This window comes from Streptomyces sp. NPDC048191 (assembly GCF_040652655.1).
Taxonomy (GTDB): Bacteria; Actinomycetota; Actinomycetes; order Streptomycetales; family Streptomycetaceae; genus Streptomyces.
The window spans coordinates 621,564-647,589 of the sequence record NZ_JBEZMO010000001.1 but is presented as its reverse complement, the minus strand read 5'-3'; the positions used below and the strand labels follow the sequence as shown (position 1 = coordinate 647,589).

The 26,026-nt window shown below is 70.7% G+C and carries 24 protein-coding genes and 1 pseudogene; 12 read left to right on the top strand and 13 right to left on the bottom strand.

Translation table 11 applies throughout. The annotated features are described in order from the left end of the window. Positions 1-163: 163 nt before the first annotated feature. The 6 genes and pseudogenes from AB0D93_RS02960 to AB0D93_RS02935 all read left to right on the top strand — a co-directional run bounded on the left by AB0D93_RS02960 (position 164) and on the right by AB0D93_RS02935 (position 5,509). On the top strand, positions 164-1,978 hold the full coding sequence (locus AB0D93_RS02960; RefSeq protein WP_362111807.1) for a phosphatidylglycerol lysyltransferase domain-containing protein: 1,815 nt from the start codon (positions 164-166) through the stop codon (positions 1,976-1,978). 145 nt (positions 1,979-2,123) lie between these two features. Then, positions 2,124-2,984, top strand: a pseudogene (gene folP / locus AB0D93_RS02955) (dihydropteroate synthase); the annotation flags it as partial. Between the two features lie 215 nt (positions 2,985-3,199). After that, positions 3,200-3,733 carry a nuclear transport factor 2 family protein gene (locus tag AB0D93_RS02950; RefSeq protein WP_362111804.1) on the top strand — a complete coding sequence of 178 codons (534 nt, stop codon included), beginning with the start codon at positions 3,200-3,202 and terminating at the stop codon, positions 3,731-3,733. 248 nt (positions 3,734-3,981) lie between these two features. Continuing rightward, a complete protein-coding gene (gene folB / locus AB0D93_RS02945) occupies positions 3,982-4,341 on the top strand; it encodes a dihydroneopterin aldolase (RefSeq protein WP_208899553.1) in 360 nt (119 codons plus the stop codon). After that, on the top strand, positions 4,338-4,949 hold the full coding sequence (folK, locus tag AB0D93_RS02940) for a 2-amino-4-hydroxy-6-hydroxymethyldihydropteridine diphosphokinase (RefSeq protein ID WP_362111800.1): 612 nt from the start codon (positions 4,338-4,340) through the stop codon (positions 4,947-4,949). The genes folB and folK overlap by 4 nt, the downstream gene beginning before the upstream one ends. A 71-nt stretch (positions 4,950-5,020) precedes the next feature. After that, complete coding sequence (locus AB0D93_RS02935) at positions 5,021-5,509, top strand: DUF3180 domain-containing protein (RefSeq protein WP_362111797.1); 489 nt, start codon at positions 5,021-5,023, stop codon at positions 5,507-5,509. Positions 5,510-5,533: 24 nt separating this feature from the next. Here AB0D93_RS02935 and folE read toward each other — a convergent pair whose 3' ends face one another. The 6 genes from folE to dacB form a co-directional block, all read right to left on the bottom strand. Then, positions 5,534-6,139, bottom strand: a complete 606-nt coding sequence (folE, locus tag AB0D93_RS02930) for a GTP cyclohydrolase I FolE (protein WP_362111794.1) — start codon at positions 6,137-6,139, stop codon at positions 5,534-5,536. 136 nt (positions 6,140-6,275) lie between these two features. Next, complete coding sequence (ftsH, locus tag AB0D93_RS02925; protein ID WP_362111791.1) at positions 6,276-8,315, bottom strand: ATP-dependent zinc metalloprotease FtsH; 2,040 nt, start codon at positions 8,313-8,315, stop codon at positions 6,276-6,278. A gap of 217 nt (positions 8,316-8,532) precedes the next feature. Beyond that, positions 8,533-9,093 carry a hypoxanthine phosphoribosyltransferase gene (gene hpt, locus AB0D93_RS02920; protein WP_030342680.1) on the bottom strand — a complete coding sequence of 187 codons (561 nt, stop codon included), beginning with the start codon at positions 9,091-9,093 and terminating at the stop codon, positions 8,533-8,535. A gap of 90 nt (positions 9,094-9,183) precedes the next feature. Continuing rightward, the gene (gene tilS / locus AB0D93_RS02915; RefSeq protein ID WP_362111786.1) at positions 9,184-10,254 is read right to left on the bottom strand and encodes a tRNA lysidine(34) synthetase TilS; all 1,071 of its coding nucleotides are present in this window, start codon (positions 10,252-10,254) and stop codon (positions 9,184-9,186) included. Between the two features lie 191 nt (positions 10,255-10,445). Further along, on the bottom strand, positions 10,446-11,579 hold the full coding sequence (locus AB0D93_RS02910) for a zinc-dependent metalloprotease (RefSeq protein WP_362111783.1): 1,134 nt from the start codon (positions 11,577-11,579) through the stop codon (positions 10,446-10,448). A gap of 79 nt (positions 11,580-11,658) precedes the next feature. Beyond that, the gene (dacB, locus tag AB0D93_RS02905) at positions 11,659-13,236 is read right to left on the bottom strand and encodes a D-alanyl-D-alanine carboxypeptidase/D-alanyl-D-alanine-endopeptidase (protein ID WP_362111780.1); all 1,578 of its coding nucleotides are present in this window, start codon (positions 13,234-13,236) and stop codon (positions 11,659-11,661) included. 79 nt (positions 13,237-13,315) lie between these two features. On the opposite strand from dacB, the gene AB0D93_RS02900 reads away from it, so the two are divergent. Both AB0D93_RS02900 and AB0D93_RS02895 read left to right on the top strand, forming a co-directional pair. Further along, positions 13,316-13,807: an inorganic diphosphatase gene (locus AB0D93_RS02900; RefSeq protein ID WP_046730908.1), complete on the top strand. Its 492-nt coding sequence runs from the start codon at positions 13,316-13,318 to the stop codon at positions 13,805-13,807. A gap of 175 nt (positions 13,808-13,982) precedes the next feature. After that, complete coding sequence (locus tag AB0D93_RS02895; protein ID WP_362111778.1) at positions 13,983-15,638, top strand: threonine/serine exporter family protein; 1,656 nt, start codon at positions 13,983-13,985, stop codon at positions 15,636-15,638. Positions 15,639-15,655: 17 nt separating this feature from the next. Here the strand turns inward: AB0D93_RS02895 and AB0D93_RS02890 are convergent, their stop codons facing one another. Next, positions 15,656-16,675, bottom strand: a complete 1,020-nt coding sequence (locus AB0D93_RS02890; protein ID WP_362111775.1) for a DedA family protein — start codon at positions 16,673-16,675, stop codon at positions 15,656-15,658. A 149-nt stretch (positions 16,676-16,824) separates the two neighbouring features. Between AB0D93_RS02890 and AB0D93_RS02885 the strand changes: the two genes are divergently transcribed. After that, positions 16,825-17,190, top strand: a complete 366-nt coding sequence (locus AB0D93_RS02885; protein ID WP_362111772.1) for a YbjQ family protein — start codon at positions 16,825-16,827, stop codon at positions 17,188-17,190. 18 nt (positions 17,191-17,208) lie between these two features. On the opposite strand, the gene AB0D93_RS02880 is transcribed toward AB0D93_RS02885, so the two are convergent. Continuing rightward, positions 17,209-17,973, bottom strand: coding sequence for a MerR family transcriptional regulator (locus tag AB0D93_RS02880; RefSeq protein WP_362111769.1), 765 nt, complete (start codon positions 17,971-17,973; stop codon positions 17,209-17,211). A gap of 133 nt (positions 17,974-18,106) precedes the next feature. Between AB0D93_RS02880 and AB0D93_RS02875 the strand changes: the two genes are divergently transcribed. After that, complete coding sequence (locus tag AB0D93_RS02875) at positions 18,107-19,396, top strand: ion channel protein (protein ID WP_362111766.1); 1,290 nt, start codon at positions 18,107-18,109, stop codon at positions 19,394-19,396. 23 nt (positions 19,397-19,419) lie between these two features. Continuing rightward, positions 19,420-20,826 (top strand): glutamate decarboxylase, encoded by a 1,407-nt coding sequence (locus AB0D93_RS02870; RefSeq protein WP_362111763.1) that lies wholly within the window; start codon positions 19,420-19,422, stop codon positions 20,824-20,826. Between the two features lie 98 nt (positions 20,827-20,924). Here AB0D93_RS02870 and AB0D93_RS02865 read toward each other — a convergent pair whose 3' ends face one another. From AB0D93_RS02865 to AB0D93_RS02850, 4 genes are all read right to left on the bottom strand, one after another. Beyond that, the gene (locus AB0D93_RS02865; RefSeq protein ID WP_362111760.1) at positions 20,925-21,566 is read right to left on the bottom strand and encodes a PadR family transcriptional regulator; all 642 of its coding nucleotides are present in this window, start codon (positions 21,564-21,566) and stop codon (positions 20,925-20,927) included. Between the two features lie 24 nt (positions 21,567-21,590). Continuing rightward, positions 21,591-22,130: a DinB family protein gene (locus AB0D93_RS02860; RefSeq protein ID WP_362111757.1), complete on the bottom strand. Its 540-nt coding sequence runs from the start codon at positions 22,128-22,130 to the stop codon at positions 21,591-21,593. 117 nt (positions 22,131-22,247) lie between these two features. Beyond that, complete coding sequence (locus AB0D93_RS02855) at positions 22,248-23,708, bottom strand: aldehyde dehydrogenase family protein (protein ID WP_362111754.1); 1,461 nt, start codon at positions 23,706-23,708, stop codon at positions 22,248-22,250. A 92-nt stretch (positions 23,709-23,800) separates the two neighbouring features. After that, the gene (locus AB0D93_RS02850; protein WP_362111889.1) at positions 23,801-24,625 is read right to left on the bottom strand and encodes a helix-turn-helix transcriptional regulator; all 825 of its coding nucleotides are present in this window, start codon (positions 24,623-24,625) and stop codon (positions 23,801-23,803) included. Positions 24,626-24,990: 365 nt separating this feature from the next. On the opposite strand from AB0D93_RS02850, the gene AB0D93_RS02845 reads away from it, so the two are divergent. Beyond that, a complete protein-coding gene (locus AB0D93_RS02845; protein WP_362111751.1) occupies positions 24,991-25,515 on the top strand; it encodes an ATP-binding protein in 525 nt (174 codons plus the stop codon). A gap of 98 nt (positions 25,516-25,613) precedes the next feature. Here AB0D93_RS02845 and AB0D93_RS02840 read toward each other — a convergent pair whose 3' ends face one another. Further along, on the bottom strand, positions 25,614-25,883 hold the full coding sequence (locus AB0D93_RS02840; protein WP_362111748.1) for a DUF397 domain-containing protein: 270 nt from the start codon (positions 25,881-25,883) through the stop codon (positions 25,614-25,616). Between the last annotated feature and the right edge of the window lie 143 nt (positions 25,884-26,026).

Genomic DNA, 26,026 nt, shown 5'->3' with positions numbered 1-26,026 from the left:
GGGGCTTTCCTTGGCCTTTGACCCGACTTTCCGGTGGGGAGTGAACCTCTCTCCCCGAGACACCGTCCTAGAGGGCGCAATGTCGCCGGATGCCCGATCGGGCCCGGGTTCAAGGTCTCTCGCAGAACTACGGGATGCGATGTCTGTCAGGATAGATGGGGAAATGTCGGGCGAGGTTCCGGGCCGATCAAGCCGGGCGCGGCGCATACTGCGCGGCCCGCGCCCCGAGGCCGTTCCCGTCCTTGTCAGCAGGGCGGCCGCCCTCGTGGGCGTCCTGGACATTGCCGCGGGTGTGTTCCCGCGCTTCCGTCACAGCCGTATGCACGCCATCGCCGAGGTGCTGCCGGGCTCGTTCGGCCCGTTCGCCGCGGCGCTGTCGCTGAGTTCCGGCGTGCTGTTGCTGCTGCTCGCGCACGGGCTCAAACGGCGCAAGCGCCGGGCGTGGCGGGCCGCGGTCGCGCTGCTGCCGGCCGGAGCCGTGGCCCAGTTCGCGTACCGGCACTCGCTCGTCGGCGCGCTCATCGCGGTGGCGCTGCTCGTGCCGCTGCTGATCCACCGGGACGAGTTCGCGGCGCTGCCCGATCCACGCAGCAGGTGGCGCGCGCTCGCCAACTTCGTTCTCATGAGCGCCGGTTCCCTCGTCCTCGGTCTCGTCATCGTCAGCGTCCACCCGCACCGGACGATCGGCGACCCGAGCCTGGCCGATCGGCTGACGCACGTCGTCTACGGCCTGTTCGGCTTCGAGGGCCCGGTCGACTACCAGGGCAACACCTCCTGGACCGTCGCCTTCTCCCTCGGCGCCCTCGGCTGGATCACCGCCGTCACCACGATCTACCTGGCCTTCCGCCCCGAGCACCCGGCCGCCCGACTCACCGAGGAGGACGAGTCCCGCCTGCGGGCCCTGCTGGTCAAGCACGGCGCGCGCGACTCCCTCGGCCACTTCGCGCTGCGCCGCGACAAGGCCGTGGTCTTCTCCCCCAGCGGCAAGGCCGCCGTCACCTACCGCGTCGTCTCCGGCGTGATGCTCGCCAGCGGCGACCCCATCGGCGACGTCGAGGCCTGGCCCGGCGCCATCGAGCGCTTCATGGACGAGGCCAAGGCGCACTCCTGGACCCCCGCCGTCATGGGCTGTTCGGAGACGGGCGGCGAGGTCTGGACCCGTGAGACCGGCCTGGACGCCCTGGAACTGGGCGACGAGGCGGTGGTGGACGTCGCGGATTTCTCGCTCGCCGGACGCGCGATGCGCAACGTGCGACAAATGGTCAAGCGCATCGAGCGAGCCGGCTACGAAACCCGGGTACGGCGCATCCGTGACCTCGGCGACGCCGAACTGGAGCGCATCCGCCGGGCCGCGGAGGACTGGCGCGGCACCGACACCGAGCGCGGCTTCTCCATGGCGCTCGGCCGCGTCGGCGACCCCGCCGACGGCGACTGCCTGATAGCCACCGCGCACAAGCAGGACGACGTGCCCGGCGAGTACGGCGACCTGAAGGCGGTCCTGCACTTCGTGCCCTGGGGCGAGGACGGCGCCTCGCTGGACCTGATGCGCCGCGACCGCAGCGCGGACCCCGGCATGAACGAACTGCTCATCGTCGCCGCCCTCCAGGCCGCGCCGAAGTTCGGCATCACCCGCGTCTCGCTGAACTTCGCGATGTTCCGCTCCGCCCTCGCGCGCGGCGAGAAGATCGGCGCCGGCCCGGTGCTGCGCGCCTGGCGTGGACTGCTGGTCTTCCTCTCGCGCTGGTTCCAGATCGAGTCCCTGTACAAGTTCAACGCCAAGTTCCAGCCGCGCTGGGAACCGCGCTTCGTGGTCTACCGCAACAACGCCGACCTGCCCCGCATCGGCTTCGCCGCCATGCAGGCGGAGGGCTTCGTCGACCTCGCCCTGCCGCTCCCGCGCTTCCTGCGCCGGCGCAGGGCGGCCGCCGAGCGCCCCTGCGCGCACGCCGTGGGGGAACGGGACGTCCGCGCGGCCTGAGCGCCGACGGACACGAGCGCCGCGGAACCGAGCGGTGCCGCGGCCGATGACAGGCCCGGGCGAGCGCCCCTCCCCCTCCAGCACCGGGGCCGCCGCCCGGGCCGCCGCGCGTTCCGGGCGCCCCCGCGGGGCCTACGCTGAACGTATGAACAACCTCAGCGGGCGCGGCCAGGTCGCCGGCCTTCCGGCATGGGACCGGTGCGCGGTCATGGGTGTCGTCAACGTGACCCCCGACTCCTTCTCCGACGGCGGCCGCTGGTTCGACACGACGGCCGCCGTCAAACACGGTCTGGACCTCGTCGCCGAGGGCGCGGACCTCGTCGACGTCGGCGGTGAGTCCACCCGCCCCGGCGCCACCCGGGTCGACGAGGCCGAGGAACTGCGTCGGGTGATCCCGGTCGTCCGCGGCCTCGCCTCCGAGGGCGTCGTCGTCTCCGTCGACACCATGCGCGCCCGCGTCGCCGAACAGTCCCTCGCGGCCGGCGCCGCCCTCGTCAACGACGTCAGCGGCGGCCTCGCCGACCCCGCGATGATCCCGGTGGTCGCCGACGCGGGCGCCCCGTTCGTCGTCATGCACTGGCGCGGCTTCCTCCAGGGCGGCAACGTCCAGGGCGCCTACGAGGACGTCGTCGCCGAGGTCCTGGACGAACTCCACGCGCGCGTGGAGGCCGTGCTGGCGGGGGGCATCGCCCCCGACCGCGTCGTCGTCGACCCCGGCCTCGGCTTCTCCAAGGAGGCCGAGCACGACCTCACCCTCCTCGCCCACCTCGACCGCCTGCGCGCCCTCGGCCACCCCCTGCTCGTGGCCGCCTCCCGCAAGCGGTTCCTCGGCCGCGTCCTGGCCGGCCCCGAGGGCGCGCCCCCGCCGGCCCGGGAGCGCGACGCCGCCACGGCCGCCGTCTCCGCACTCGCGGCGCACAACGGCGCCTGGGCGGTGCGCGTCCACGAGGTGCGCGCCACCGCGGACGCCGTACGGGTCGCCCGGGCCGTGGAGGGAGCGCGCGCGGCGGGCTCCGCACCGGGCGGACCCGGAGCGGGGGGCGCGACTCGCGCTGCCGCTGCCAAGCACCCGGCTGGCGAAAGCGCGGACACGCCCGGAGCGGACGGCGGGCACCCGGCGCACGACGCACAGAACACGCCCGGCGCCGCGCACGAGCCCGGGGCGTGCGGCAGCGGGCGGGCGTCCGGTGCCGGTGGTGAGCACGGGGCGGAAGGAACCCGGTGAGCGCCCCTCATACCGACGTCGAGCAGGTGGAAGCAGCCAACACCGCCTTCTACGAGGCGATGGAACGCGGTGACTTCGAGGACGTCTCCTCGCTCTGGCTCACCCCCGCCGACCTGGGCGTGGACGAGGAGTACCACGACCCCGCGGACACCGGCGTGATCTCCTGCGTCCACCCCGGCTGGCCCGTGCTCACCGGCCGCGGCGAGGTCCTCAGGTCGTACGCCCTGATCATGGCCAACACCGACTACATCCAGTTCTTCCTCACCGACGTGCACGTCTCCGTCACCGGCGACACCGCACTCGTCACCTGCACCGAGAACATCCTCAGCGGCGGCCCCGCCCCCGAGGACGGCGCCGAACTGGGACCGCTGGTCGGCCAGCTCGTCGTCGCCACGAACGTGTTCCGGCGCACACCGGACGGCTGGAAACTCTGGTCGCACCACGCCTCCCCCGTCCTGGCGGAGAGCGACGACGAGGACGACGAGCCCGGCGCAAATGGCGTGCATCCGGACGACGGGCCCCTCGCCTGAGCGGGTAGACGCTCCACAGGGACCAAGAAGTGGTTGGAATCACCTACCCCGGGGTAGAAGCCGCTACCAGCCCATGACACCGCCGGGTTTCCCCGGGGAAACGCGAGATGAACCCTCGTGGTCCGGGCCCGGGCCCGCGTCCCGCAGCCCGGCTTTGTCAGTGCCCGCAGGTAGATTCGTCTGAGGCCGGTGTGCCGCCCGCACGTGGTACGGACCGGTCCTTCCCGACGATTGCAGGAGTGATTCGCGTGGATCGTGTCGCGCTGCGCGGCCTCAAGGCCCGCGGGCACCACGGTGTGTTCCCCAAGGAGCGCGAGGAGGGCCAGACCTTCATCGTCGACCTCGTCCTGGGGCTGGACACCCGGCCGGCGGCGGCCGACGACGACCTGGCGAAGACCGTGCACTACGGCATCGTCGCCGAAGAGGTCGTGGCCGTGGTCGAGGGCGAGCCGGTGGACCTCATCGAGACACTCGCCGAGCGAATCGCCCAGACCTGCCTGAAGCACGAAGGGGTCCAGGAGGTGGAGGTCTGCGTCCACAAACCGGACGCGCCGATCACCGTCCCCTTCGACGACGTGACCGTCACCATCACCCGGAGCCGAGTATGACCCGACCTTTCCTCCAGGGTCACAGCGACCCGACCGTCCAGCCGGTGCCCGCCTCCGTCGTCGAGAAGGTCGACGCCGCCGACACGACCCTGCAGAACCCGAAATGGGCCGTCATCTCCATCGGCTCCAACCTCGGCAACCGCCTGGAGACCCTCCAGGGCGCCGTCGACGCGCTCGAGGACACCCCCGGTGTCCGCGTGAAGGCCGTCTCCCCGGTGTACGAGACGGAGCCCTGGGGCGTGGCGCCCGGCAGCCAGCCGTCGTACTTCAACGCGGTCGTGGCCCTCAAGACCACCCTGCCCCCGTCCTCCCTGCTCGAGCGCGCGCACGCCATCGAGGAGGCGTACAAACGCGTCCGTGACGAGCACTGGGGCCCGCGCACCCTGGACGTCGACATCGTCGCCTACGCCGACGTCACCTCCGACGACCCGCGGCTCACCCTGCCCCACCCCCGCGCCCACGAGCGCGCCTTCGTGCTCGCGCCCTGGCACGACGTGGACCCGCAGGCCCAGCTGCCCGGCCGCGGTACGGTGGCCGATCTGCTGGCGACGATCACCCGAGCGGGTGTCGAACCCCGCCAGGACCTGGAACTCCGACTGCCCGAGTAGTCGTTAAGGTCAAGACGACAAGGTCGACACGACCGCAGTCCGGACCGGTCCGGGGGAGCTGAAGGGACACCGTGAGAGAGCTGCGCATCAGGGTGCTGGCGGGCGTGTTCGTGGTCGCCGGCATCCTGTCCTGGGCGGGCGCCCGCCTCTGGAACTCGATCGGGACCCTCCCCAGCGTCCCCCTGGCCGCACCCGTCGTGCTCGCCCTGATCGCCGTGGTCCTGCTCTCGACGGCGCTGTCGCTGCGCGCCCGTCTCAAGGCCCAGCGCGAGCGCCGCCCCGGCGCGAAGGGCGTCGACCCCCTGATGGCCGCCCGCGCGGTCGTCTTCGGCCAGGCCAGCGCCCTGGTCGCCGCCCTCGTCGCCGGCATGTACGGCGGCACGGGTGTCTTCCTGCTGGAGCTGCTGGACATCCCCGCCCGCCGCGACCAGGCCATCTACGCCGGCTTGTCGGTCGTGGCCGGGATCGGGGTGATAGTGGCGGCCATGTTCCTGGAGCGCGTGTGCAAGCTCCCCGAGGACGAGGACCAGAACCACCCGGGAGCGGAACCGGCGGCGTGACCACCGGTTCGCCGGAACACCCGGTCAGCGCGCCATGATCAGGCTCATGGCCTCGTTCCTGGTCGCCGCGTCTCGCAGCTGACCGCGCACGGCGGACGTTATGGTCTTCGCGCCCGGCTTGCGGATGCCCCGCATCGACATGCACATGTGCTCGCACTCGATGACGACGATGACGCCGCGCGGCTCCAGGATCTCCATCAGGGAGTCCGCGATCTGCGTGGTGAGCCGCTCCTGCACCTGGGGCCGGCGGGCGTAGACGTCCACCAGACGGGCCAGCTTGGACAGGCCCGTGATCTTTCCGGAGACCGACGGGATGTACCCGACGTGCGCCACGCCCCGGAACGGCACCAGATGATGCTCACAGGTCGAGTACACCTCGATGTCCTTCACCAGGACCATCTCGTCGTGCCCCAGGTCGAACGTCGTCGTCAGTACGTCCTCGGGCTTCTGCCACAGCCCCGCGAAGATCTCCTGGTAGGCCCGTGCGACCCGCGCCGGCGTCTCCCTGAGGCCCTCACGGTCCGGGTCCTCGCCGACCGCGATCAGAAGTTCGCGTACGGCGTTCTCGGCGCGCTTCTCGTCGAACTCGCCGATGGGGCCCTCACCGTCCAGCGTCACCGGGTCGGTCATCTGTTCCTCGTTCCTGTGCCTTCACACGTGGCAGGCGGCCACGCGTCTTGCCTGCGGACATACGAACGCCGCGCCCCCAGGCTAAAACCTGGCGGGCGCGGCGTTCATTCCAGGCCGGTTGGCCGAAAAAACGCGCTCAGCTCTCCGAGCGGTCCTCCGGGGTCTGGTCCGTCACCGGGGCGGACTCCGCGGCGCTGGACTTGACCGTGCTGATCGAGGCCGTCGCGCCGTTCGCGCCGTTGGTCAGTGCCAGCTCCTTCGGGGAGAGCACCGGCGGGCGGGTGGACGGGGTACGACGGGACGAGCCGGTCCAGGCGGGCCGCGGCGGGCGCTTGACGATCGGGGCGAAGATCTCGGCGATCTCCTCCTTGCCCAGGGTCTCCTTCTCCAGCAGGTGGAGAACGAGCTGGTCGAGCACGTCACGGTTCTCGACCAGGATCTCCCAGGCCTCGTTGTGCGCGGTCTCGATGAGCTTCTTGACCTCTTCGTCGACCAGCGCGGCGACCTCTTCCGAGTAGTCGCGCTGGTGAGCCATCTCACGGCCGAGGAAGGGCTCGCTGTTGTCGCCGCCGAACTTGATGGCGCCGAGCCGCTCGGTCATGCCGTACTGGGTGACCATCGCGCGGGCCAGGTTGGTGGCCTTCTCGATGTCGTTCGCGGCGCCGGTGGTCGGGTCGTGGAAGACCAGTTCCTCGGCGGCGCGGCCACCCAGCATGTAGGCGAGCTGGTCGAGCATCTCGTTGCGCGTGGTCGAGTACTTGTCCTCGTCCGGCAGGACCATCGTGTAGCCGAGGGCGCGGCCACGGGACAGGATCGTGATCTTGTGGACCGGGTCGGAGTTCGGCGAGGCCGCCGCGACCAGGGCGTGACCGCCCTCGTGGTACGCGGTGATCTTCTTCTCCTTGTCCGACATGATCCGGGTCCGCTTCTGCGGGCCGGCGACCACGCGGTCGATCGCCTCGTCCAGCGCCCTGTTGTCGATCAGCTTCTGGTCACCGCGGGCGGTGAGCAGCGCTGCCTCGTTGAGGACGTTGGCCAGGTCGGCACCCGTCATGCCGGGGGTACGGCGTGCGACGGCGGACAGGTCGACGTCCGGGGCGACCGGCTTGCCCTTCTGGTGGACCTTGAGGATCTCCAGGCGGCCCTGCAGGTCCGGCGGGTCGACCGCGATCTGGCGGTCGAATCGGCCGGGGCGCAGCAGCGCCGGGTCGAGGATGTCGGGCCGGTTCGTGGCGGCGATGAGGATCACGCCGCCCTTGACGTCGAAGCCGTCCATCTCGACGAGCAGCTGGTTCAGGGTCTGCTCGCGCTCGTCGTGACCACCGCCGAGGCCGGCGCCGCGGTGGCGGCCGACCGCATCGATCTCGTCGACGAAGACGATCGCCGGGGCGTTCGCCTTGGCCTGCTCGAACAGGTCGCGGACCCGGGAGGCACCGACACCGACGAACATCTCGACGAAGTCGGAGCCGGAGATCGAGTAGAAGGGGACGCCCGCCTCGCCGGCGACGGCACGCGCGAGCAGCGTCTTACCGGTACCCGGGCGGCCGTAGAGGAGCACGCCCTTGGGGATCTTGGCGCCGACGGCCTGGAACTTGGCCGGCTCCTGGAGGAACTCCTTGATCTCGTGGAGCTCCTCGACGGCCTCGTCGCAGCCCGCGACGTCGGAGAAGGTCGTCTTCGGGGTGTCCTTGGTGATGAGCTTGGCCTTGGACTTGCCGAAGTTCATGACCCGGGAGCCGCCGCCCTGCATCTGGTTCATCAGGAACAGGAAGACAACCACGATCAGGACGAAGGGCAGCAGCGAGAGCAGGACGCCGAGGAAGGGGTTCTGCTTGGACGGCGAGACCGTGTAGCCGTCCGGGATCTGCTTGTCCTGGTACTTGGTCTGGAGCTGGCCGGCGATGGTCACGCCCTGGTCGCCGATGTAGCTCGCCTGGATCTTGGAGCTGCCGTCGACCTTCTGGCCGTCCTTGAGGGTGACCTTGATGGTCTGCTCGTCACCCGTGGTCAGCTTGGCCGACTGGACCCTGTTGTCATTGATCGCCGCGACGACCTGGCCGGTGTCCACCGTCTTGTAGCCGCCGGACGAGCCGACGACCTGCATCAACACGACCACGGCAAGGACGGCCAGCACGATCCACATGACCGGCCCACGGAAGTATCGCTTCACGTCCATCCATACGGAGCGGTGCCGCCCCGTCCCTCCTGCCATAGTGAGTTTGATAAGACAGTTCTTCTGACGGTACCCCAGCGTGGTGGTCCGAAGCCGCACGAAGTCGCTTCGACGGCTGGGAAACCCGTCTCTGGATGCTTCAACGGCCTGGAACCCGCCGGGGTTCCCGATCGTCCTACAAGGCTTGGGCCGAGTGGCCCAGCTCACGCCCCGGTGCGGCTCAGCCGCCGTAGACGTGGGGCGCGAGCGTACCGACGAACGGCAGGTTGCGGTACTTCTCGGCGTAGTCGAGGCCGTAGCCGACGACGAACTCGTTCGGGATGTCGAAGCCGACCCACTCGACGTCGATGGCGACCTTCGCGGCGTCCGGCTTGCGCAGCAGCGTGCACACCTTCAGGGAGGCGGGCTCGCGGGAGCCGAGGTTGTTGATCAGCCAGGACAGGGTCAGGCCGGAGTCGATGATGTCCTCGACGATCAGGACGTGCCGGCCCTTGATGTCGGTGTCGAGGTCCTTGAGGATCCGCACGACTCCGGAGGACTGGGTGCCCGCGCCGTAGGAGGACACGGCCATCCAGTCCATGGTGACGGGGGTGGACAGCGCCCGGGCGAGGTCCGCCATGACCATCACGGCGCCCTTGAGGACGCCGACGATGAGCAGGTCCTTGCCCGCGTACTCCGCGTCGATCTTCGCGGCCAGCTCGGCCAGCTTCGCGTCGATCTCTTCCTTGGTGATGAGCACCTGCTGGAGGTCGGCACCCATGTCTTTCGCGTCCACCCGCATCACTTTCGGTCGTCCCGCACTTACGGCCGCAGTCCACGGCCACCGGCTGCCCGGACCGGTCGCCGGAGGGTCGCTCCGCGGGACCGGGATTCAGCCTTGCCGAATCACCAGTCTGCCACCCTGGCGCTGGGCGACGACTTTGCCCGGGAGATTGATGGCTCCCTGGCCGCGCCAGCCGGTGATCAGGCGGTCGACTTCCTCGATGTGACGGGCGAACAGCGAACCGGCGGGGGCACCGGCCTCGATGGCGGCGCGGCGCAGGATGCGGCGGCGCACGGCGGGCGGGAGGGCGTACAGCTTGGCGCACTCCAGCAGGCCCGTGGCGTCGCGTACGGAGCTCTCGGCCTGACTGGCCCAGGTGTCGAGGGCGTCGGCGTCGTCGCGGGAGAGCTGGGCGGTGCGGGCGAGCGCCTCCACGACTCCTTTGCCGAGGGCCTTCTCCAGGGCGGGCAGGCCTTCGTGCCGGAGCCGGGAGCGGGTGTAGGCGGGATCGGTGTTGTGCGGGTCGTCCCAGACGGGGAGGGACTGGACCATGCAGGCCTTGCGGGCGGTCTGCCGGTCGAGCGCCAGGAAGGGGCGCCGGTAACGGCCGCCGGCCCCCGAGACCGCGGCCATGCCGGACAGGGAACGGATGCCGGAGCCGCGGGCGAGGCCGAGCAGAACGGTTTCGGCCTGGTCGTCGCGGGTGTGGCCGAGCAGGACCGCGGTGGCGCCGTGGCGTTCGGCCACGGCGTCCAGGGCGCCGTAGCGGGCGTCGCGGGCGGCGGCCTCGGGCCCGCCGTCACGGCCCACGGTCACGGCGATGGACTCGACCGGGTCGAGGCCGAGTTCACGCAGGCGCAGGACGACCTCGTCGGCGCGCAGCTCGGAGCCGGGCTGGAGGCCGTGGTCGATGGTGACGCCGCCGGCGCGGACGCCGAGCTTGGGCGCTTCGAAGGCGAGGGCGGAGGCGAGGGCCATGGAGTCGGCGCCGCCGGAGCATGCGACGAGCACGAGCGGGGAGGGGGGCCGCTCGGCCGTCCGGCCCGGGCGCACGCCGTTGGCCTGCCCGCCGATGGTCTGTCGGGCGGGGCCGCCGGAGGCGTGGTGGTCGTTGAGGATGTCGTGAAGGACGCGGCGGACCGCCAGGCGTATCGCCGCGACCGCAGGATGGGGACCCATGTCCGGTTCCCTTCATGAAGTTTTCGGGGGGTGAGCCCGAGCCGGTCACTCAGAGTGTGTAGATGGTGACAGAAGCGGGCGGTTCCCCGAGCATTGCACGCCTACGCATGGCTCACGGTCCCTCGGACGGGTGATTGGAGGGGCGTTCGCCTGCCGTCGGCCGGATTCGAATCACGACGTGTTCATGCCGTTCACGACTCGGCCTTGCGGTGCACCCGTGCGACCCAGTCCGCCGGTTTGGCGATCTCCGCCTTGGTGGGCAGCGTGTTGGGCGAGGTCCACACCCTGTTGAAGCCGTCGACGCCGACCTGCTCGACGACGGCTCGTACGAACCTCTCGCCGTCCCGGTACTGCCTCAGTTTGGCATCCAGACCCAGCAGCTTGCGCAGGGCGAGGTCGAGGCGGGAGGCGCCCTTGGCGCGGCGCTGCTGGAATTTCTCGCGGATCTCGGAGACCGTCGGTACGACGCTGGGGCCGACGCCGTCCATGACGTAGTCGGCGTGGCCCTCCAAGAGGGACATGACGGCGGTGAGGCGGGCGAGGATCTCGCGCTGGGCGGGGGTCTGCACCAGCTCCACGAAGGACCGGCCGCCGTCCTCCTCCTCGCCCTCGGGGCGGCCCCCGGCGAGGGACTGGGCGGCTTCCCTGATGCGCTCCAGGAGGGTCATCGGGTCGACGTCGGTCTCGGCCAAGAACGACTGGATTTCGCCCTCCAGGTGGTCGCGCAGCCAGGGCACGGCCGTGAACTGGGTGCGGTGGGTCTCCTCGTGCAGGCACACCCACAGGCGGAAGTCGTGCGGTTCGACGTCGAGTTCGCGCTCGACGTGGACGATGTTCGGCGCGACGAGGAGGAGGCGGCCGCCGCCGTTCTCGCCCGCGGGGAGGTCGCGGGTGGCGGGGGCGAAGGTCTCGTACTGGCCGAGGACGCGGGAGGACAGGAACGACAGCAGCATGCCGAGTTCGACGCCGGTGACCTTGCCGCCGACGGTGCCGAGGACCGCGCTGGTGGGGCTGCCCGCGCGCCGTTCCTGCATCTTCTCCAGGAGCGGCCTGAGGATCTCGCGGAAGCCGGCGACGTTGGCGCGGACCCAGCCGGGGCGGTCGACCACGAGGACGGGGGTGTCGTGGATCTCGTCGGTGCCCATACGAGTGAAGCCCCGGACGTGTCCCTCCGAGGCCTTGGCGTGCCGGCGCAGCTCCGCGACGACGGCGCGTGCCTCGTCGCGGCTGACGTCGGGGCCCGGTCGGGCGAGCCGTGTCGCGGTCGCCACCGCGAGGTTCCAGTCGACCATCCCGGGAGATGTGGTGCCACCGAAGCCAGTCATGTTGTCAACCGTACGGGACCGCTCCCCCTTGGGGCAGGCCATGTGAGGGCGGCGGGGCCAGGGGTGTCCGGTGGGGAAATCACCGGCAGCCGCACCCCGCCAGTGCCGTCGCCACCCGGTCCAGGGCCGCCTCGGCCGCCACGGGGTCCGTGGTGCCGGAGGCCATGAAGGCGAAGGCCAGGAGGCGGCCGTCGGCGTCGACGACGGTGCCGGCGAGGGTGTTCACGCCGGTCAGGGTGCCGGTCTTGGCGCGTACGACGCCGGCCGCGCTGTCGGTGTAGCGGTCGGCCAGGGTCCCGGTGAAGCCGGCCACGGGCAGGCCGGTGAGGACGGGGCGCAGGCCGGGACGGCCGGGGTCGCCCGCGGTGACCAGGAGGGCGGTGAGGAGGTCGGGGGTGAGCCGGTCGTCACGGTCGAGGCCGCTGCCGTCGTGGAAGGAGGCACCGGACATCGGCAGGCCCAGCTTGGTGAGCCGGGCGGAGACCGCCTCGGCGCCGCCGTCGAAGCTGCCCGGGCGGCCGCTGGTGAGGGCCGTCTGGCGGGCCAGGGCCTCGGCGATGTCGTTGTCGCTGTTGGTCAGCATGCGTTCGACCACGTCGGCCAGCGGGGGCGAGGAGACCGAGGCGAGGGTCTCCGCGCGCGTGCTGGCCTTGGAGGGCCCGGGAGAGGTGGTGGTGATGCCGGCGTCCTCGAGGAAGCCGGCGAACTTGCTCGCCGCGTCCTTGGCCGGGTCGCTCACGCGGGGCGCCGGGCCGCTGGTGGTGTCGTCGGTGCGGCCCTCGTCGGCGCTCAGGGCGCTGACCGGCGCGAGGTTCTCGTTGACGCCGATGGGGTGCAGGGCGGGGCCGGAGTACAGGGTCGTGTCGTACGAGAGCGTGACCTTGTGGATGCCGCGTCGGCGCAGGGCCTTCGCGGTGTCGGCCGCGAGGTCGCGCAGGTCGGCCCAGCCCTTGGCCTCCTTCCGGGCGGTGAGGGTGGGGTCGCCGCCGCCGACGAGGACGAGTTCGCCGGTGTCGGGTTCGAGGGCGGCGCGGGTGGTGAAGCGGTGGTCGGGGCCCAGGGCGGACAGGGCGGCGGTGGCGGTGGCGATCTTGGTGGTGGAGGCGGGAGCCAGGGCCTCGTCGGCATCGGTGCCGTACAGGCGCCTGCCGGTCGCCACGTCGACGACGGCGGCCGCGTGGCTGCCGCCGAGCGCGGAGGCGTTCAAGAGGGGCTCCAGCGTGTCGGACAGCGCCTTCCCGCCCGGCGGGGCCTCCTTGGTGCCGACGGCGTCCGTCGAACTCCCCAGGGCCGCCAGGACGGGGCCGGCGCTCGGCGGGCGCCGGGTCGCACCCGCTGTCCTGCCGGAACGGCCGTGATCTGCGCCACCTGACCGCTCCAGGGCGACCGCCCGGTCCCGCTCGGCCGTACGCTGACCGTTGGCGTTCCAGGGGCCTGCCGCGGTCACCACACCGGCGGCGAGCGCCAGGCCGACGGTGGCGGCGCCCGCGGTGTACTGCCAGGTTTTGACGGCCCGCGGCAGGTGCAGGTCCGGGAATCCGGGCCGCAGGGCCCGCGTCGACCGCGCCACCCGCGCAAGACGCGGCCGTACGGCCTTCGCGATCCGCTCCACCTGCGGTCTCGCGGCCCGCCAAGGCCTCAGCTCTGGCACGACCACCAGCCCCTTTCGCGATCACACACCTGCGTGAGGGACACTTAACCACCAGAACTATGTGCTGATCATGGAGGAGCCACCGGTGGAGTTCGACGTCACGATCGAGATCCCGAAGGGTTCGCGCAACAAGTACGAGGTGGACCACGAGACCGGTCGGATCCGCCTGGACCGTCGTCTCTTCACCTCGACCGCCTACCCGACCGACTACGGCTTCGTCGAGAACACCCTCGGCGAGGACGGCGACCCGCTGGACGCGCTGGTCATCCTGGACGAGCCGACCTTCCCGGGCTGCCTCATCAAGTGCCGCGCGATCGGCATGTTCCGGATGACGGACGAGGCGGGCGGCGACGACAAGCTGCTGTGCGTTCCGGCCACCGACCCGCGTGTGGAGCACCTGCGTGACATCCACCACGTGTCCGAGTTCGACCGCCTGGAGATCCAGCACTTCTTCGAGGTGTACAAGGACCTGGAGCCCGGCAAGTCGGTCGAGGGCGCCAACTGGGTGGGCCGCACGGACGCCGAGGTGGAGATCGAGCGGTCGTACAAGCGCTTCAAGGAGCAGGGCGGCCACTGAGCCCATTGCGGCGCCCTTGCAGGCGTCTTCCGCGGACGGGCCGTACGCGCACGCGTGCGGCCCGTCCGCGTGCACGCACGTGTTACGGCCCGTCCGCGTGCACGTGTACGGCCCGTCCGGGTACGTGTGCGCATACTGAGCCGTACGGAAGGTGTCGTTCAGGGAGCGGTGCGAGGTGACGGAGGCGGAGGACCGCAAGCCCCGGTCGGACGAGGCGCGGTACGACCCGGAGATCACGTCCGAGTTCGCCATCCCCGTGGGGCTCGACGTCCCGAAGCCGGCCGCCGAGCCGGAGACGACCTCCGAGTTCGCCGTGCCGCAGGGTCTGCAGACCCCGCAGCCGCCGAGTCCGGAGCCGGAGGGGTCGGCGTTCAGCGTGCCGGGCACCTACAGCGCCAAGGACGCCCCCACGGCGTTCACGCCGGCCACCGGGGTGCCGCTGGTCAGCCTGGTCAAGGACGCGCCCTGGCAGGACCGGATGCGCACGATGCTGCGCATGCCGGTGACCGAGCGGCCCGCGCCGGAGCCGGTGCAGCGCGAGGAGGAGGGCGGCCCGGCCGTCCCGCGCGTGCTCGACCTCACCCTGCGTATCGGTGAGCTGCTGCTGGCCGGCGGTGAGGGCGCGGAGGACGTGGAGGCCGCGATGTTCGCGGTGTGCCGCTCCTACGGCCTGGACCGCTGCGAGCCGAACGTCACCTTCACCCTGCTGTCGATCTCGCACCAGCCGTCGCTGGTGGAGGACCCGGTGACGGCGTCGCGTACGGTACGGCGGCGGGGCACCGACTACACGCGGCTCGCGGCCGTGTTCCAACTGGTGGACGACCTGACCGACCCGGAGACCCATGTCTCCCTGGAGGAGGCCTACCGGCGGCTGGCGGAGATCCGCCGCAACCGGCACCCCTACCCCGGCTGGGCGCTGACCCTGGCCAGCGGCCTGCTCGCGGGTGCGGCCTCCGTACTGGTCGGCGGTGACCTGATCGTGTTCGTCGCGGCCGCCGTCGGCGCGATGCTGGGCGACCGGCTGGCCTGGCTGTGCGCGGGGCGCGGGCTGCCGGAGTTCTACCAGTTCACGGTCGCCGCGATGCCGCCCGCGGCGATCGGGGTGGCGTTCGCGCTGGCGCACGTCGACGTGAAGGCGTCCGCCGTGATCACCGGTGGGCTGTTCGCGCTGCTGCCCGGGCGGGCGCTGGTGGCGGGCGTGCAGGACGGTCTGACCGGCTTCTACATCACCGCCGCGGCCCGCCTGCTGGAGGTCCTGTACTTCTTCGTCGGCATCGTCGCCGGCGTGCTGGTCGTCCTGTACTTCGGTGTGAAGGTCGGCGGCAAGCTGAACCCGGACGCGGCGCTCATCATCAACGAGCGGCCACTGATCCAGATCGCGGCGTCCATGCTGCTGTCGCTGACCTTCGCGGTACTGCTGCAGCAGGAGCGGACGACCGTGCTGTGGGTGACCCTGAACGGGGGCGTGGCCTGGACGGTGTACGGCGCGATGCACTACGTCGCCGACATCTCGCCGGTGGCGTCGACAGCGGTGGCGGCCGGGCTGGTGGGCCTGTTCGGGCAGCTGCTGTCGCGATACCGGTTCGCTTCGGCGCTGCCCTTCACGACGGCGGCGATCGGGCCGCTGCTGCCTGGCTCCGCCACGTATTTCGGGCTGCTGAACATGGCCCAGAACGAGGTGGACAAGGGGCTCGTGTCGCTGGCCAACGCGGCGTCGCTGGCCATGGCCATCGCCATCGGGGTCAATCTGGGGTCGGAGGTCTTCCGGCTGTTCCTGAGGGTGGGCTCCGCCGGGAAGCGGCGGGCCGCCAAGCGGACGAGGGGTTTCTAGCGCCGTCCCCCTCGGGGTTACTGCCTGCGGTGGTCGTAGGGGTACTGGTTCTGGTCGTACTGGCTCTGGTTCTGGTCGTACTGGTTCTGGCTCTGGTTCTGGTCGTACTGGTTCTGGCTCTGGTTCTGGTCGTACTGGTTCTGGCTCTGGTTCTGGGCGTACTGCTGCTGCGGGTAGTGCTGGTGGTCGTAGTACTGCTGGTTCCAGTCCTGCTGCTGGGGCTGCTGGTACTGGTACTCCGGGTACTGCTGCTCCGGGTACTGCTGCTGCCCGTACGGGTCGCCGTACTGCTGCTCGTACGGCTGCTCCGGCTCGACGCGGCGCAACTGGGTCGTCGCGGTGTCCATGGCCGGCCGGTACGGCTGCTGGGGCGACTGGGGCTGCTGGGGGGCCTGCGGAGCGGACTGCGCGGCCTTCTTCTCCTTGCCGCGGGCGCGCAGGAACTCGATCGCGATCGGGACCACGGAGACGAGGACGATCAGGATGAGGATCGCCTCGATGTTGTTCTTGACGAAGTCGCTGTCGCCGAGCCAGGAGCCGAGCAGGGTGACGCCCGCGCCCCACAGGGCGCCGCCGATGACGTTGAAGGTCAGGAACGAGCGGTACTTCATGCCGCTGACGCCGGCGATGATCGGCGTGAACGTGCGGACCACGGGCACGAAGCGGGCCAGGACCAGGGACTTCGGGCCGTACTTCTCGAAGAACTCGTGCGCCTTGGTGACGTTCTCCTGCTTGAACAGGCGGGAGTCCGGGCGGTTGAACAGGGACGGGCCGACCTTCTTGCCGAACATGTAGCCCGCCTGGTCGCCGAGGATCGCGGCGAGGCAGATCAGGCCGATCGCACCCCACAGCGGGAAGTGAATCTGGTGGGAGGTGATCAGCAGACCGCAGGTGAACAGCAGCGAGTCACCCGGCAGGAAGAAGCCTATGAGCAGGCCGGACTCGGCGAAGACGACGAGCAGCAGGCCCCAGATGCCGAACGAGTCGAGCAGGTGGTTCGGATCCAGCCAGCTCGGGCCAAGGGCGAGTGTCATCACGAGTCCGGGCTCCTGAGGGGGTGAAGGCGGCTACGGCGGCTGGTCTTCGGTGGACGGCCGCACAAAGCTATCAACGTGATGTGTCCGCCCCAGGTTCCACCGGTGGCTCCGGGATGCGCTGTGGGATGACTGGGAGAAAGCTGTGACTCATGGGACTCGATGACTACGGCGGCGGCCAGGGGCCCCAGCCGGACGTGCTGGTCGTGACGACGAACGACGTGCCCGGCCACCGGGTGCAACAGGTGATCGGCGAGGTCTTCGGACTCACCGTACGGTCGCGGCACATCGGCAGCCAGATCGGCGCCGGGCTGAAGTCGATGATCGGCGGCGAGCTGAAGGGGCTCACCAAGACCCTGGTGCAGACCCGCAACCAGGCCATGGAGCGCCTGGTGGAGCAGGCACGCGCGCGCGGCGCCAACGGCGTGCTGGCGTTCCGGTTCGACGTGACCGATGCCGCGGACGTGGGCACGGAGGTGTGCGCCTACGGCACGGCGGTGGTCCTGGCCCGGGAGTGAGCCCCGGGCCAGGGGTGGTCAGGCGGCCGACCGGCGGTCGGCGTTCGCCTTGATCGCGTCGTGCAGGTGCTCGGCGAGGCCGGGGTGCATGGAGTCGTAGAACGCCTTGAAGCGCTCGTCGGAGACGTACATCTGCCCGAAGCACCGGTGCATCTCGTAGGAGACGTCGAAGTAGTACCGGCTGACGTGCTGCCGGTGTTCCTCGGCCAGGTCCATGGCCGCCTCGCCGGCCGGCTGCTCGCCGGCCGCGACCAGGGCGGCGTACCGCCGCCCCCAGTCGTCGACCTCGGCCTGGATGCGCTTCCAGTCCTCCTTGGTGTACGTGGCGGCGCGCCGCTGCGACTCGGCGTACGCCTCGGTGTCGCCCCAGCGCTGCTCGGCCTCCTCGGCGTACTGCTCGGGGTCCTTGTCCCCGAAGACCTCGAACCGCTCCTGCGGGGTCAGGTTGATGCCCATCTTGCGTGCCTCCATGGCGTGCTCCACGGCCGCGGCCATCTTCTGCAGCCTCTCGATCCGGGCGGTCAGCAGTTCGTGCTGGCGGCGCAGGTGTGCGCGCGGGTCCGCGTCCGGGTCGTCGAGCAGGACCGCGACCTCGTCGAGCGGGAAACCGAGCTCCCGGTAGAACAGGATCTGCTGGAGCCGGTCGAGGTCGGCGTCGGTGTAGCGCCGGTGTCCGGCGTGGGTGCGCTCGCCGGGTGCGAGCAGGCCGATCTCGTCGTAGTGGTGCAGGGTGCGCACCGTGACACCGGCGAACCCCGCGACCTGCCCCACGGAATAGCTCACTTTTCCGCTCCTTCGGTCGGTACGCCGTCCACGGTGCGGCCTCACGTCGCGTGAGGTGCAAGCCGTTTGCCATACGGGATGTTCAGCACCCATTCGGGATGTTGTGCATATTTTGTCCGCTTATGGTGAGCCCGTGGCCCAGGAACCCGACGCGCCGCAGGCGCCGCCGACCGCTCCCACGGCCCCGGCACGGGCCCTGCTGCCGTTCATCCTGCCCGCCGCGGTCGTGGGCGTGGGCGCGAGCCTGGTCTTCATCGGGGTGAGCACGGCGGCGGAGCAGCTGCAGCACGTGCTGTGGGGGCCGCTGCCGGACGCCCTCGGAGTGGGCCGCTACTCGGTGCCGTGGATGTTCGTGATGCTGATCGCCACGGGCGTCGCCGTCGGTCTGGTGGTCTGGAAGGTGCCCGGCCATGCCGGTCCCGACCCGGCCACCCTCGGCCTGAACGCCCCGGCGCTGCCGCCGGTCGTACTGCCGGGCCTGGTGCTGGCGGCCGCGCTGATGCTGGCCGGTGGCCCGAGCCTCGGCCCCGAGAACCCGGTCATCGCGGTGAACGTGGGCCTCGCGGCGTGGCTCGGCGCGCGGGTGATGCCGCGGACGCCGGGCACCCTGTGGCCGATGCTGGCCGAGGCGGCGACGATCGGCGCGCTGTTCGGCACGCCCGTGGCGGCGGCGCTGGTCATCTCCGAGGCGCTGGCCGGACGCCCGATGCAGGGCCGGCTGTGGGACAACCTGTTCGCGCCGCTGACCGCCGGCGCGTGCGGGGCCATCACGACCACCCTGGTGGCCCATCCCACCTTCGACCTCGGACTTGCGCCCGTCGGGCACCCGGACGCGGAGGACGTCCTGGCGGCCCTCGTGATCGCGTCCGCGGCCGCGGTGCTCGGCATGTGCGCGGTGTACGTCTTCCCTTACGTCCACGCGGCCTTCCGGCGGCTGCGGCACCCCATGGTGATGCTTCCGGCCGGCGGCGTCGTCCTGGGCGCCCTGGGGGCCCTGGGCGGACATCTGACGCTCTTCAAGGGACTGTCGGAGGTCGGGGAGCTGGCCCGGCACCCGGACGGCTGGTCGGCGGGGCAGTTCGCGGCGATGGCGGTGGTGAAGCTGACCGCGCTGCTCGTCGCCGCGTCCTGCGGTTTCCGCGGCGGCCGCATCTTCCCCGCGGTCTTCGTCGGGAGCGCCCTCGGGCTGTGCGCCCACGCGCTCGTTCCGGCCGTGCAGCCCGCCGTCGGCGTGTCCACGGCCGTTCTGGGCATGCTCCTGGCGATCACGCGGCAGGGTTGGGTGAGCCTGTTCACCGCCGCCGCCCTGGTGGCCTCGCCCGCCGTCCTCGCCCTGCTGTGCATCGCGTCGCTGCCGGCCTGGCTGCTGGTGACGGGGCGGGCGCAGATGCAGCTGCGCGAGGACGGCACACCGGTCCACTGAGATCCTTCCCTGGAGGCACGTTCATGGCCCTGCACAAAGGCCCCGCGAAACACGAAGAGCGGACGATGTCGGTCAACCCGTTCTTCGGGGAGGCCAATCCGGTCAGCGGGATGATCGAGGCCCCGCCCACGCACCGGCTCCCGGACGGCCCGCTGACCCCGGCCACCGCGTACCAGCTGGTGCACGACGAACTGATGCTGGACGGCAACTCCCGGCTGAACCTCGCCACGTTCGTCACCACCTGGATGGAGCCCCAGGCCGGGGTGCTGATGGGGGAGTGCCGGGACAAGAACATGATCGACAAGGACGAGTACCCGCGCACCGCCGAACTGGAGCGGCGCTGCGTGGCGATGCTCGCCGACCTGTGGAACGCGCCCGATCCCTCGGCGGCGGTGGGCTGTTCGACGACCGGATCGAGCGAGGCCTGCATGCTCGCCGGGATGGCGCTGAAGCGGCGCTGGGCGAAACGCAACGCCGACCGCTACCCCGGCGCCCGCCCGAACCTGGTCATGGGCATCAACGTCCAGGTCTGCTGGGAGAAGTTCTGCGCCTTCTGGGAGGTGGAGGCCCGGCTCGTGCCCATGGAGGGCGACCGCTTCCATCTCGACCCGCAGGCCGCCGCCGAGCTGTGCGACGAGAACACCATCGGGGTCGTCGGCATCCTCGGCTCCACCTTCGACGGCTCCTACGAGCCGATCGCCGACCTGTGCGCGGCCCTGGACGCCCTCCAGGAGCGCACGGGCCTGGACATCCCGGTGCACGTGGACGGCGCGTCCGGCGGGATGGTGGCGCCCTTCCTGGACCCGGACCTGGAGTGGGACTTCCGGCTGCCGCGCGTGGCCTCGATCAACACCTCGGGGCACAAGTACGGGCTGGTGTACCCGGGGGTCGGCTGGGCGCTGTGGCGGGACGCGGAGGCGCTGCCCGAGGAGCTGGTCTTCCGGGTCAACTACCTGGGCGGTGACATGCCGACCTTCGCGCTCAACTTCTCCCGGCCCGGCGCCCAGGTGGTCGCGCAGTACTACACGTTCCTGCGCCTCGGCCGCGAGGGCTACCGCGCGGTGCAGCAGTCCACGCGGGACGTGGCGACCTCGCTCGCGAACGGGATCGCGCAGCTCGGCGACTTCCGGCTGCTCACGCACGGCGACCAGCTGCCGGTGTTCGCGCTGACCACGGCCGACGGCGTCACGGCGTACGACGTCTTCGACGTCTCCCGGCGGCTGCGCGAGGGCGGCTGGCTGGTGCCCGCGTACACCTTCCCGGCGAACCGGGAGGACCTGTCCGTGCTGCGGGTGGTCTGCCGCAACGGCTTCTCCCACGACCTCGCCGACCTGTTCCTGGACGACCTGACCCGCCTGCTGCCCCAACTGCGCCGGCAGCCGCATCCGCTGACCCGGGACAAGGAGGCGGCCACCGGCTTCCATCACTGACCCGCGGGACGCCTAACGGCCCAGGCGCGCGAACCTGCCCACCGCCAGCGGGAAGAAGACCGCCGGCAGGGCGAACGGCCACAGGACGGCCGGCTTGATTAGCGGCCGTCCTCCGGATGCCGCTCCCCCGTCGCGTACGGGTTCTCCTCGTCCTCGGCGAGGACGCCGACGAACGGGTCGCCCTCGTCGGCGAAGGTGTAGGCGCCGTTCTCGAGGCGCTCCACGAGGTCAGAGGTCCACTCGGCCTCGGAATCGGCGGTGTGGACCCACATGTTCATGATCTCGCCGATGTGGCCGAGCTGTCCGGGACCTTCCTCGGGCACGTAGTGCTCGGTGACCGAGGAGCGCCACGCCTCGATGCGGCGCGTGCGCTCCTTCAGCAGCGCCACCGCCTCGGCCCTCGGCAGGTCGACCATGAAGCCGATGGCGGCCGTCTTGACGTCACCGCGCTGGTCGTAGGTGACCAGCGCGTCGCGCAGCAGGGCGAAGTACTCCTCGGTGCCCCGCCGCGTCAGCTCGTACTCGGTGCGCGGCGGCCCGCCGGCCGTGGACGGCGCGATCTCGTGCGCGTGCAGCAGCCCTTGCCTGGCCATCTGCTTCAGGGCGTGGTAGATCGAGCCCGGCTTGGCGTTGGACCACTCGTGCGCGCCCCAGTACTCCAGGTCGTTGCGCACCTGGTAGCCATGGGCCCGCCCGTGCTGGCGGACCGCACCCAGCACGAGGAGACGGATCGCTGACATGCGGTCCAGGTTATTGCCGCAGGGCTAGCCGGCCTGCTCCAGGGCCACCAGCTCGAACGCGGTCCTGCCGTCCAGGGACTCGCGGAGGATGTCGGCGTGACCGGCGTGCCGGGCCGTCTCCCGGATCAGGTGCAGGCACAGCCAGCGCAGCGAGACCCGGCCCTCCGGCGGGAACCAGGGGTCCGGCGGCAGCGGGAAGGTGTCGTCCAGGCTCGGCGCGGAGCGGATGAACTTCTCCGTCTCGGCGGCGACCTGCTCCCAGTACGCCAGCTGCGAGGCGACCGTCTCCTCGCCGACCAGCCGGAAGGTCTCGTGCCAGTTCGACTCGTCACGCCGGATCGCCGGCGGCTCCTGCCTGGCCCGCGCGATCCAGCTCTGCTCGACCTCGGCGACGTGCTTGAGCAGGCCGCCCAGCGACAGCTCGCCGGCGCTGGGGAGGGAGCGCGCCTGCTCCTCGGTCAGTCCGAGCAGGGCCCGGCGGATCCCGCCGCGCTGCTCCTCGATGAACGCGAGCAGCGCCCCGCGCTCGTCGCCGTTCGCCTCCGCCGGTACGTGCATGACCATGGCCGGCCGCCTTTCGTCACCGTGGCCCGGGGCCGTCTGCCCCCTGACACTGACGACGCTACGGGCCCTTGCGGTCAGCTTCTGTCCGCAAGGGCCCGGTGCTCCGGGAAAGCCGGGCTAGAAGGGGAACCCGCTGCGGCCGTGCTGCACGGAGATCCACTTGACGGTCGTGAAGGACTCCAGGGTCGTCTCGCCGTTCAGGCGGCCGATCCCGGAGTGCTTCTCGCCGCCGAAGGGCACGATCGGCTCGTCGTGGACCGTGCCGTCGTTCACGTGGAACATGCCGGTGTCGACCTGCTTGGCGAAGGCCACGCCCCGCTCGATGTCACCCGTGTGGACGGCGCCGCTCAGGCCGTAGGGGGTGTCGTTGACGATGCGGAGGGCCTCCTCCTCGCCGTCGAACGGGATGAGGAAGACCACCGGTCCGAAGACCTCCTGCTGGAGCAGGGAGGAGTCGGCGGGGACGTCGGTCAGCACGCTGGGCTCGACCAGGTTGCCGGACGTACCGCCCCGCACGAGCGCGGTGGCTCCCTCGGAGAGCGCCTGCTCGACGGTGCCGGAAACGGCGTTCGCCTGCTGGGAGTTGATCACCGGGCCGATGACGGTCTGGGGGTCGCGCGGGTCGCCGACCTTCAGGGTGCGGACCTTGGCGACGAACTTCTCGGTGAACTCCTCGGCGACGGAGGCGTCCACGAGGACCCGGTTGGCGGCCATGCAGACCTGGCCCTGGTGCACGAACCGGCTGAAGACCGCGGCGTCCACGGCGTAGTCGACGTCAGCGTCGTCCAGGACCACCAGCGCGCTGTTGCCGCCCAGTTCGAGCACCGAGCGCTTGAAGTTCGCGGCGCAGACGGTGGCCACGTGCCGGCCGACCTTGTCGGAGCCGGTGAAGGAGATGACCTTCGGTACGGGGTGCTCGATGAACGCGTCGCCGATCTCGGCGATGTCGGTGACGACGACGTTGAGCAGCCCGCCGGGCAGTCCGGCCTCCTCGAAGATCTTCGCGATCAGGGTGCCGCCGGCGATCGGGGTGTTCTGGTGCGGCTTGAGGACCACGGCGTTGCCGAGCGCGAGCGCCGGGGCGACCGACTTGATCGACAGCAGGAAGGGGAAGTTGAACGGGCTGATCACACCCACGACGCCGACCGGCACCCGGTAGACGCGGTTCTCCTTGCCGTCGGCCGGGGAGGGCAGGATCCTGCCCTCCGGGCGCAGCGCCAGGTGGACGGCCTCGCGCAGGAACTCCTTGGCGAGGTGCAGCTCGAAGCCGGCCTTCACGCGTGTGCCGCCCAGTTCCGCGATGATCAGGTCGGCTATCTCCTGCTCGCGGTCCTCTATCAGTCTCAGCGCCCGCTCGAAGACCGCGCGACGGGCGTAGGGGTTGGTCTCGGCCCACTTCTTCTGGGCGCGGGCGGCGGCCCGGTAGGCCTGGTCCACCTCGTCGACCGTGGCCACCGTGATCGAGGCCAGCTTCTCGTCGTCGTACGGGTTGAAGTCGATCACGTCCCAGGAGCCGGTGCCCGGACGCCACTCGCCGTCGATGTACTGCTGGGCCAGGTCGGTGAAGTAGGACGACATGTGATCCCTCAATCGCTAGCGGACACCAGATTCACGCCATGCCTGATCACACGTCATCGTACTTGTGTTTCAAGTGAGTTGAGGGTGCCCTCTCAAGACAACTGGAGGAGTCCGCGGAGCAGGTCCCGGCTCTCGTCGGGGCCCGGGCTGTCCTGCTGGAGCTCCTTGAGCGCCTGCTCGTACTGGGCGACGTCCTCGCGCTTGTCGAGATAGAGGGCGCTGGTCAGCTGTTCCAGGTAGACCACGTCGGACAGGTCGGCGTCGGGGAAGCTGAGGATGGCGAAGGCGCCGCTCTCCCCGGAGTGCCCGCCGAAGCTGAACGGCATGACCTGCAGCCGTACGTTGGGCCGCTCGGAGATGTCGATCAGGTGCTGGAGCTGGCCGCGCATCACCGCACGGTCGCCGTAGGGGCGGCGCAGGGCGGCCTCGTCGAGGACGATGTGGAACTCGGGGGCGCCGTCCGCGAACAGGTGCTTCTGCCGCTCCAGACGGAGCGCGACCCGGCGCTCGACGTCGGCCGGGCTCGCGCCCTTCATGCCGCGCCGGACCACCGCGCGGGCGTACTCCTCGGTCTGCAGCAGGCCGTGGACGAACTGCACCTCGTAGACACGGATGAGGGACGCGGCGCCCTCCAGTCCCACATAGGTGGGGAACCAGCTGGGCAGGACGTCGGTGTAACTGTGCCACCAGCCCGCCACGTTGGCCTCCCGGGCGAGGGAGAGCAGCGACTCGCGCTCCGCGTCGTCCGTGATGCCGTACAGCGTCAGCAGGTCTTCCACGTCCCTGGTCTTGAAGCTCACCCGGCCCAGCTCCATCCGGCTGATCTTCGACTCGGAGGCGCGGATGGAGTACCCCGCCTTCTCACGCGTGATCCCCCGAGCTTCACGCAGCCGCCTGAGTTGCGAGCCGAGCAGCATCCGCCGCACCACCGATCCGGGCTCTCCCGCGCTCACGTTCGCCGCCTCCCCAACCGTCTTCAGGGCCCGCAGTCTGCCACTAAAACACTTCGAGCAGTACTCGTCCGGTTACGGAAACGGAAAGACGCGGGCCGTTTCTGCACTCGTGTGACGGGAAGAGGTCAGGACCTCTGGCGACAATCGCAGAGAAGATGGCGGAAAAAATGGCCAAGAAGCGGTACGGGCAGTGCCATTTCGGTCGCGTGCACGTGCATCTGCCCTTGCATCTGCTCTACGCATCCGAAACCATGGGTGCCGCGCCACCGCTGCATCGCAACGACCGCGAATTCCCGGGAGTGCCTCGCATGGGGACGAATGGATCGACCATGCTCAAGCCGTTACGGCAGGGCCTTCCGCCGTTGGATCCGGCGGCCGTGTCCGATGCCGCCTCCTGTGCCCTGCCCGCCCGCTTCGAGGCGGTGCGCGAGGCCCGGCGCTTCACCCGCGGGACCCTCGACAAGTGGGACGCCGACGACCGCTTCGACGACATATGTCTCGTCGTCTCCGAACTCGTCACCAACGCCCTGCGCCACGGTCAGCCGCTCACCCACCACCCCTCCGGCGACGACCCGCGGTCCGCACCCTCGACTGCGGCCGGCGCGGGATGCGCCGGACACGCCGCGCCCGTGCGGCTGCACCTGATGCGCTGGACCGAGCGGCTGGTGTGCGCGGTGCGTGACCCGAGCCACGAGACACCGGTGCCGCGCGAGACGGACGACTTCTCCGCCGAGTCCGGGCGCGGGCTGTTCCTGGTCGACTCCTTCGCCGACAGCTGGGGCTGGCATCCCCTCGCGGGCACGCTCGAGGGCAAGGTCGTCTGGGCGCTGTTCCGGCTGCGACCGGCCGACTGACGGACCTCGCACCGACTGGCGCCCGTTTTCTACGCGCGTCGCACCGTGTCTTCCGCCGGGACCGACATCGTTGCCACCCGGGGCCCGCCACCCGTGGGTCAACTCACTATCAGATGGTCGAACTCGCCGTCCTTGACACCGAGCAGCATGGCCTCGATCTCCGCGCGCGTGTAGACGAGCGCCGGCCCGTCCGGGAAGCGCGAGTTGCGGACGGCGACCTCGCCGCCGGGCAGCCTCGCGAACTCCACGCACGAGCCCTGCGAGTTGCTGTGCCTGCTCTTCTGCCAGGCCACTCCGGCCAGCTGCGCGGCAGCAATGCCGTTGTACACGTCGTACCCCCCGTACACGCCGTCAACGTCGCGGTCCACAGGTCGCTCCCCGGTGGTGCACTGGCTGGTGGCCATAGATGCTGTGGTCAACTGACCCGGATCATAACTCCGTTCACGTGCAGATGCATGAGCAAATGCACGTGCACGCGGGGTGGTCCTGCGGTTACAGGCTTGGCGTCCGC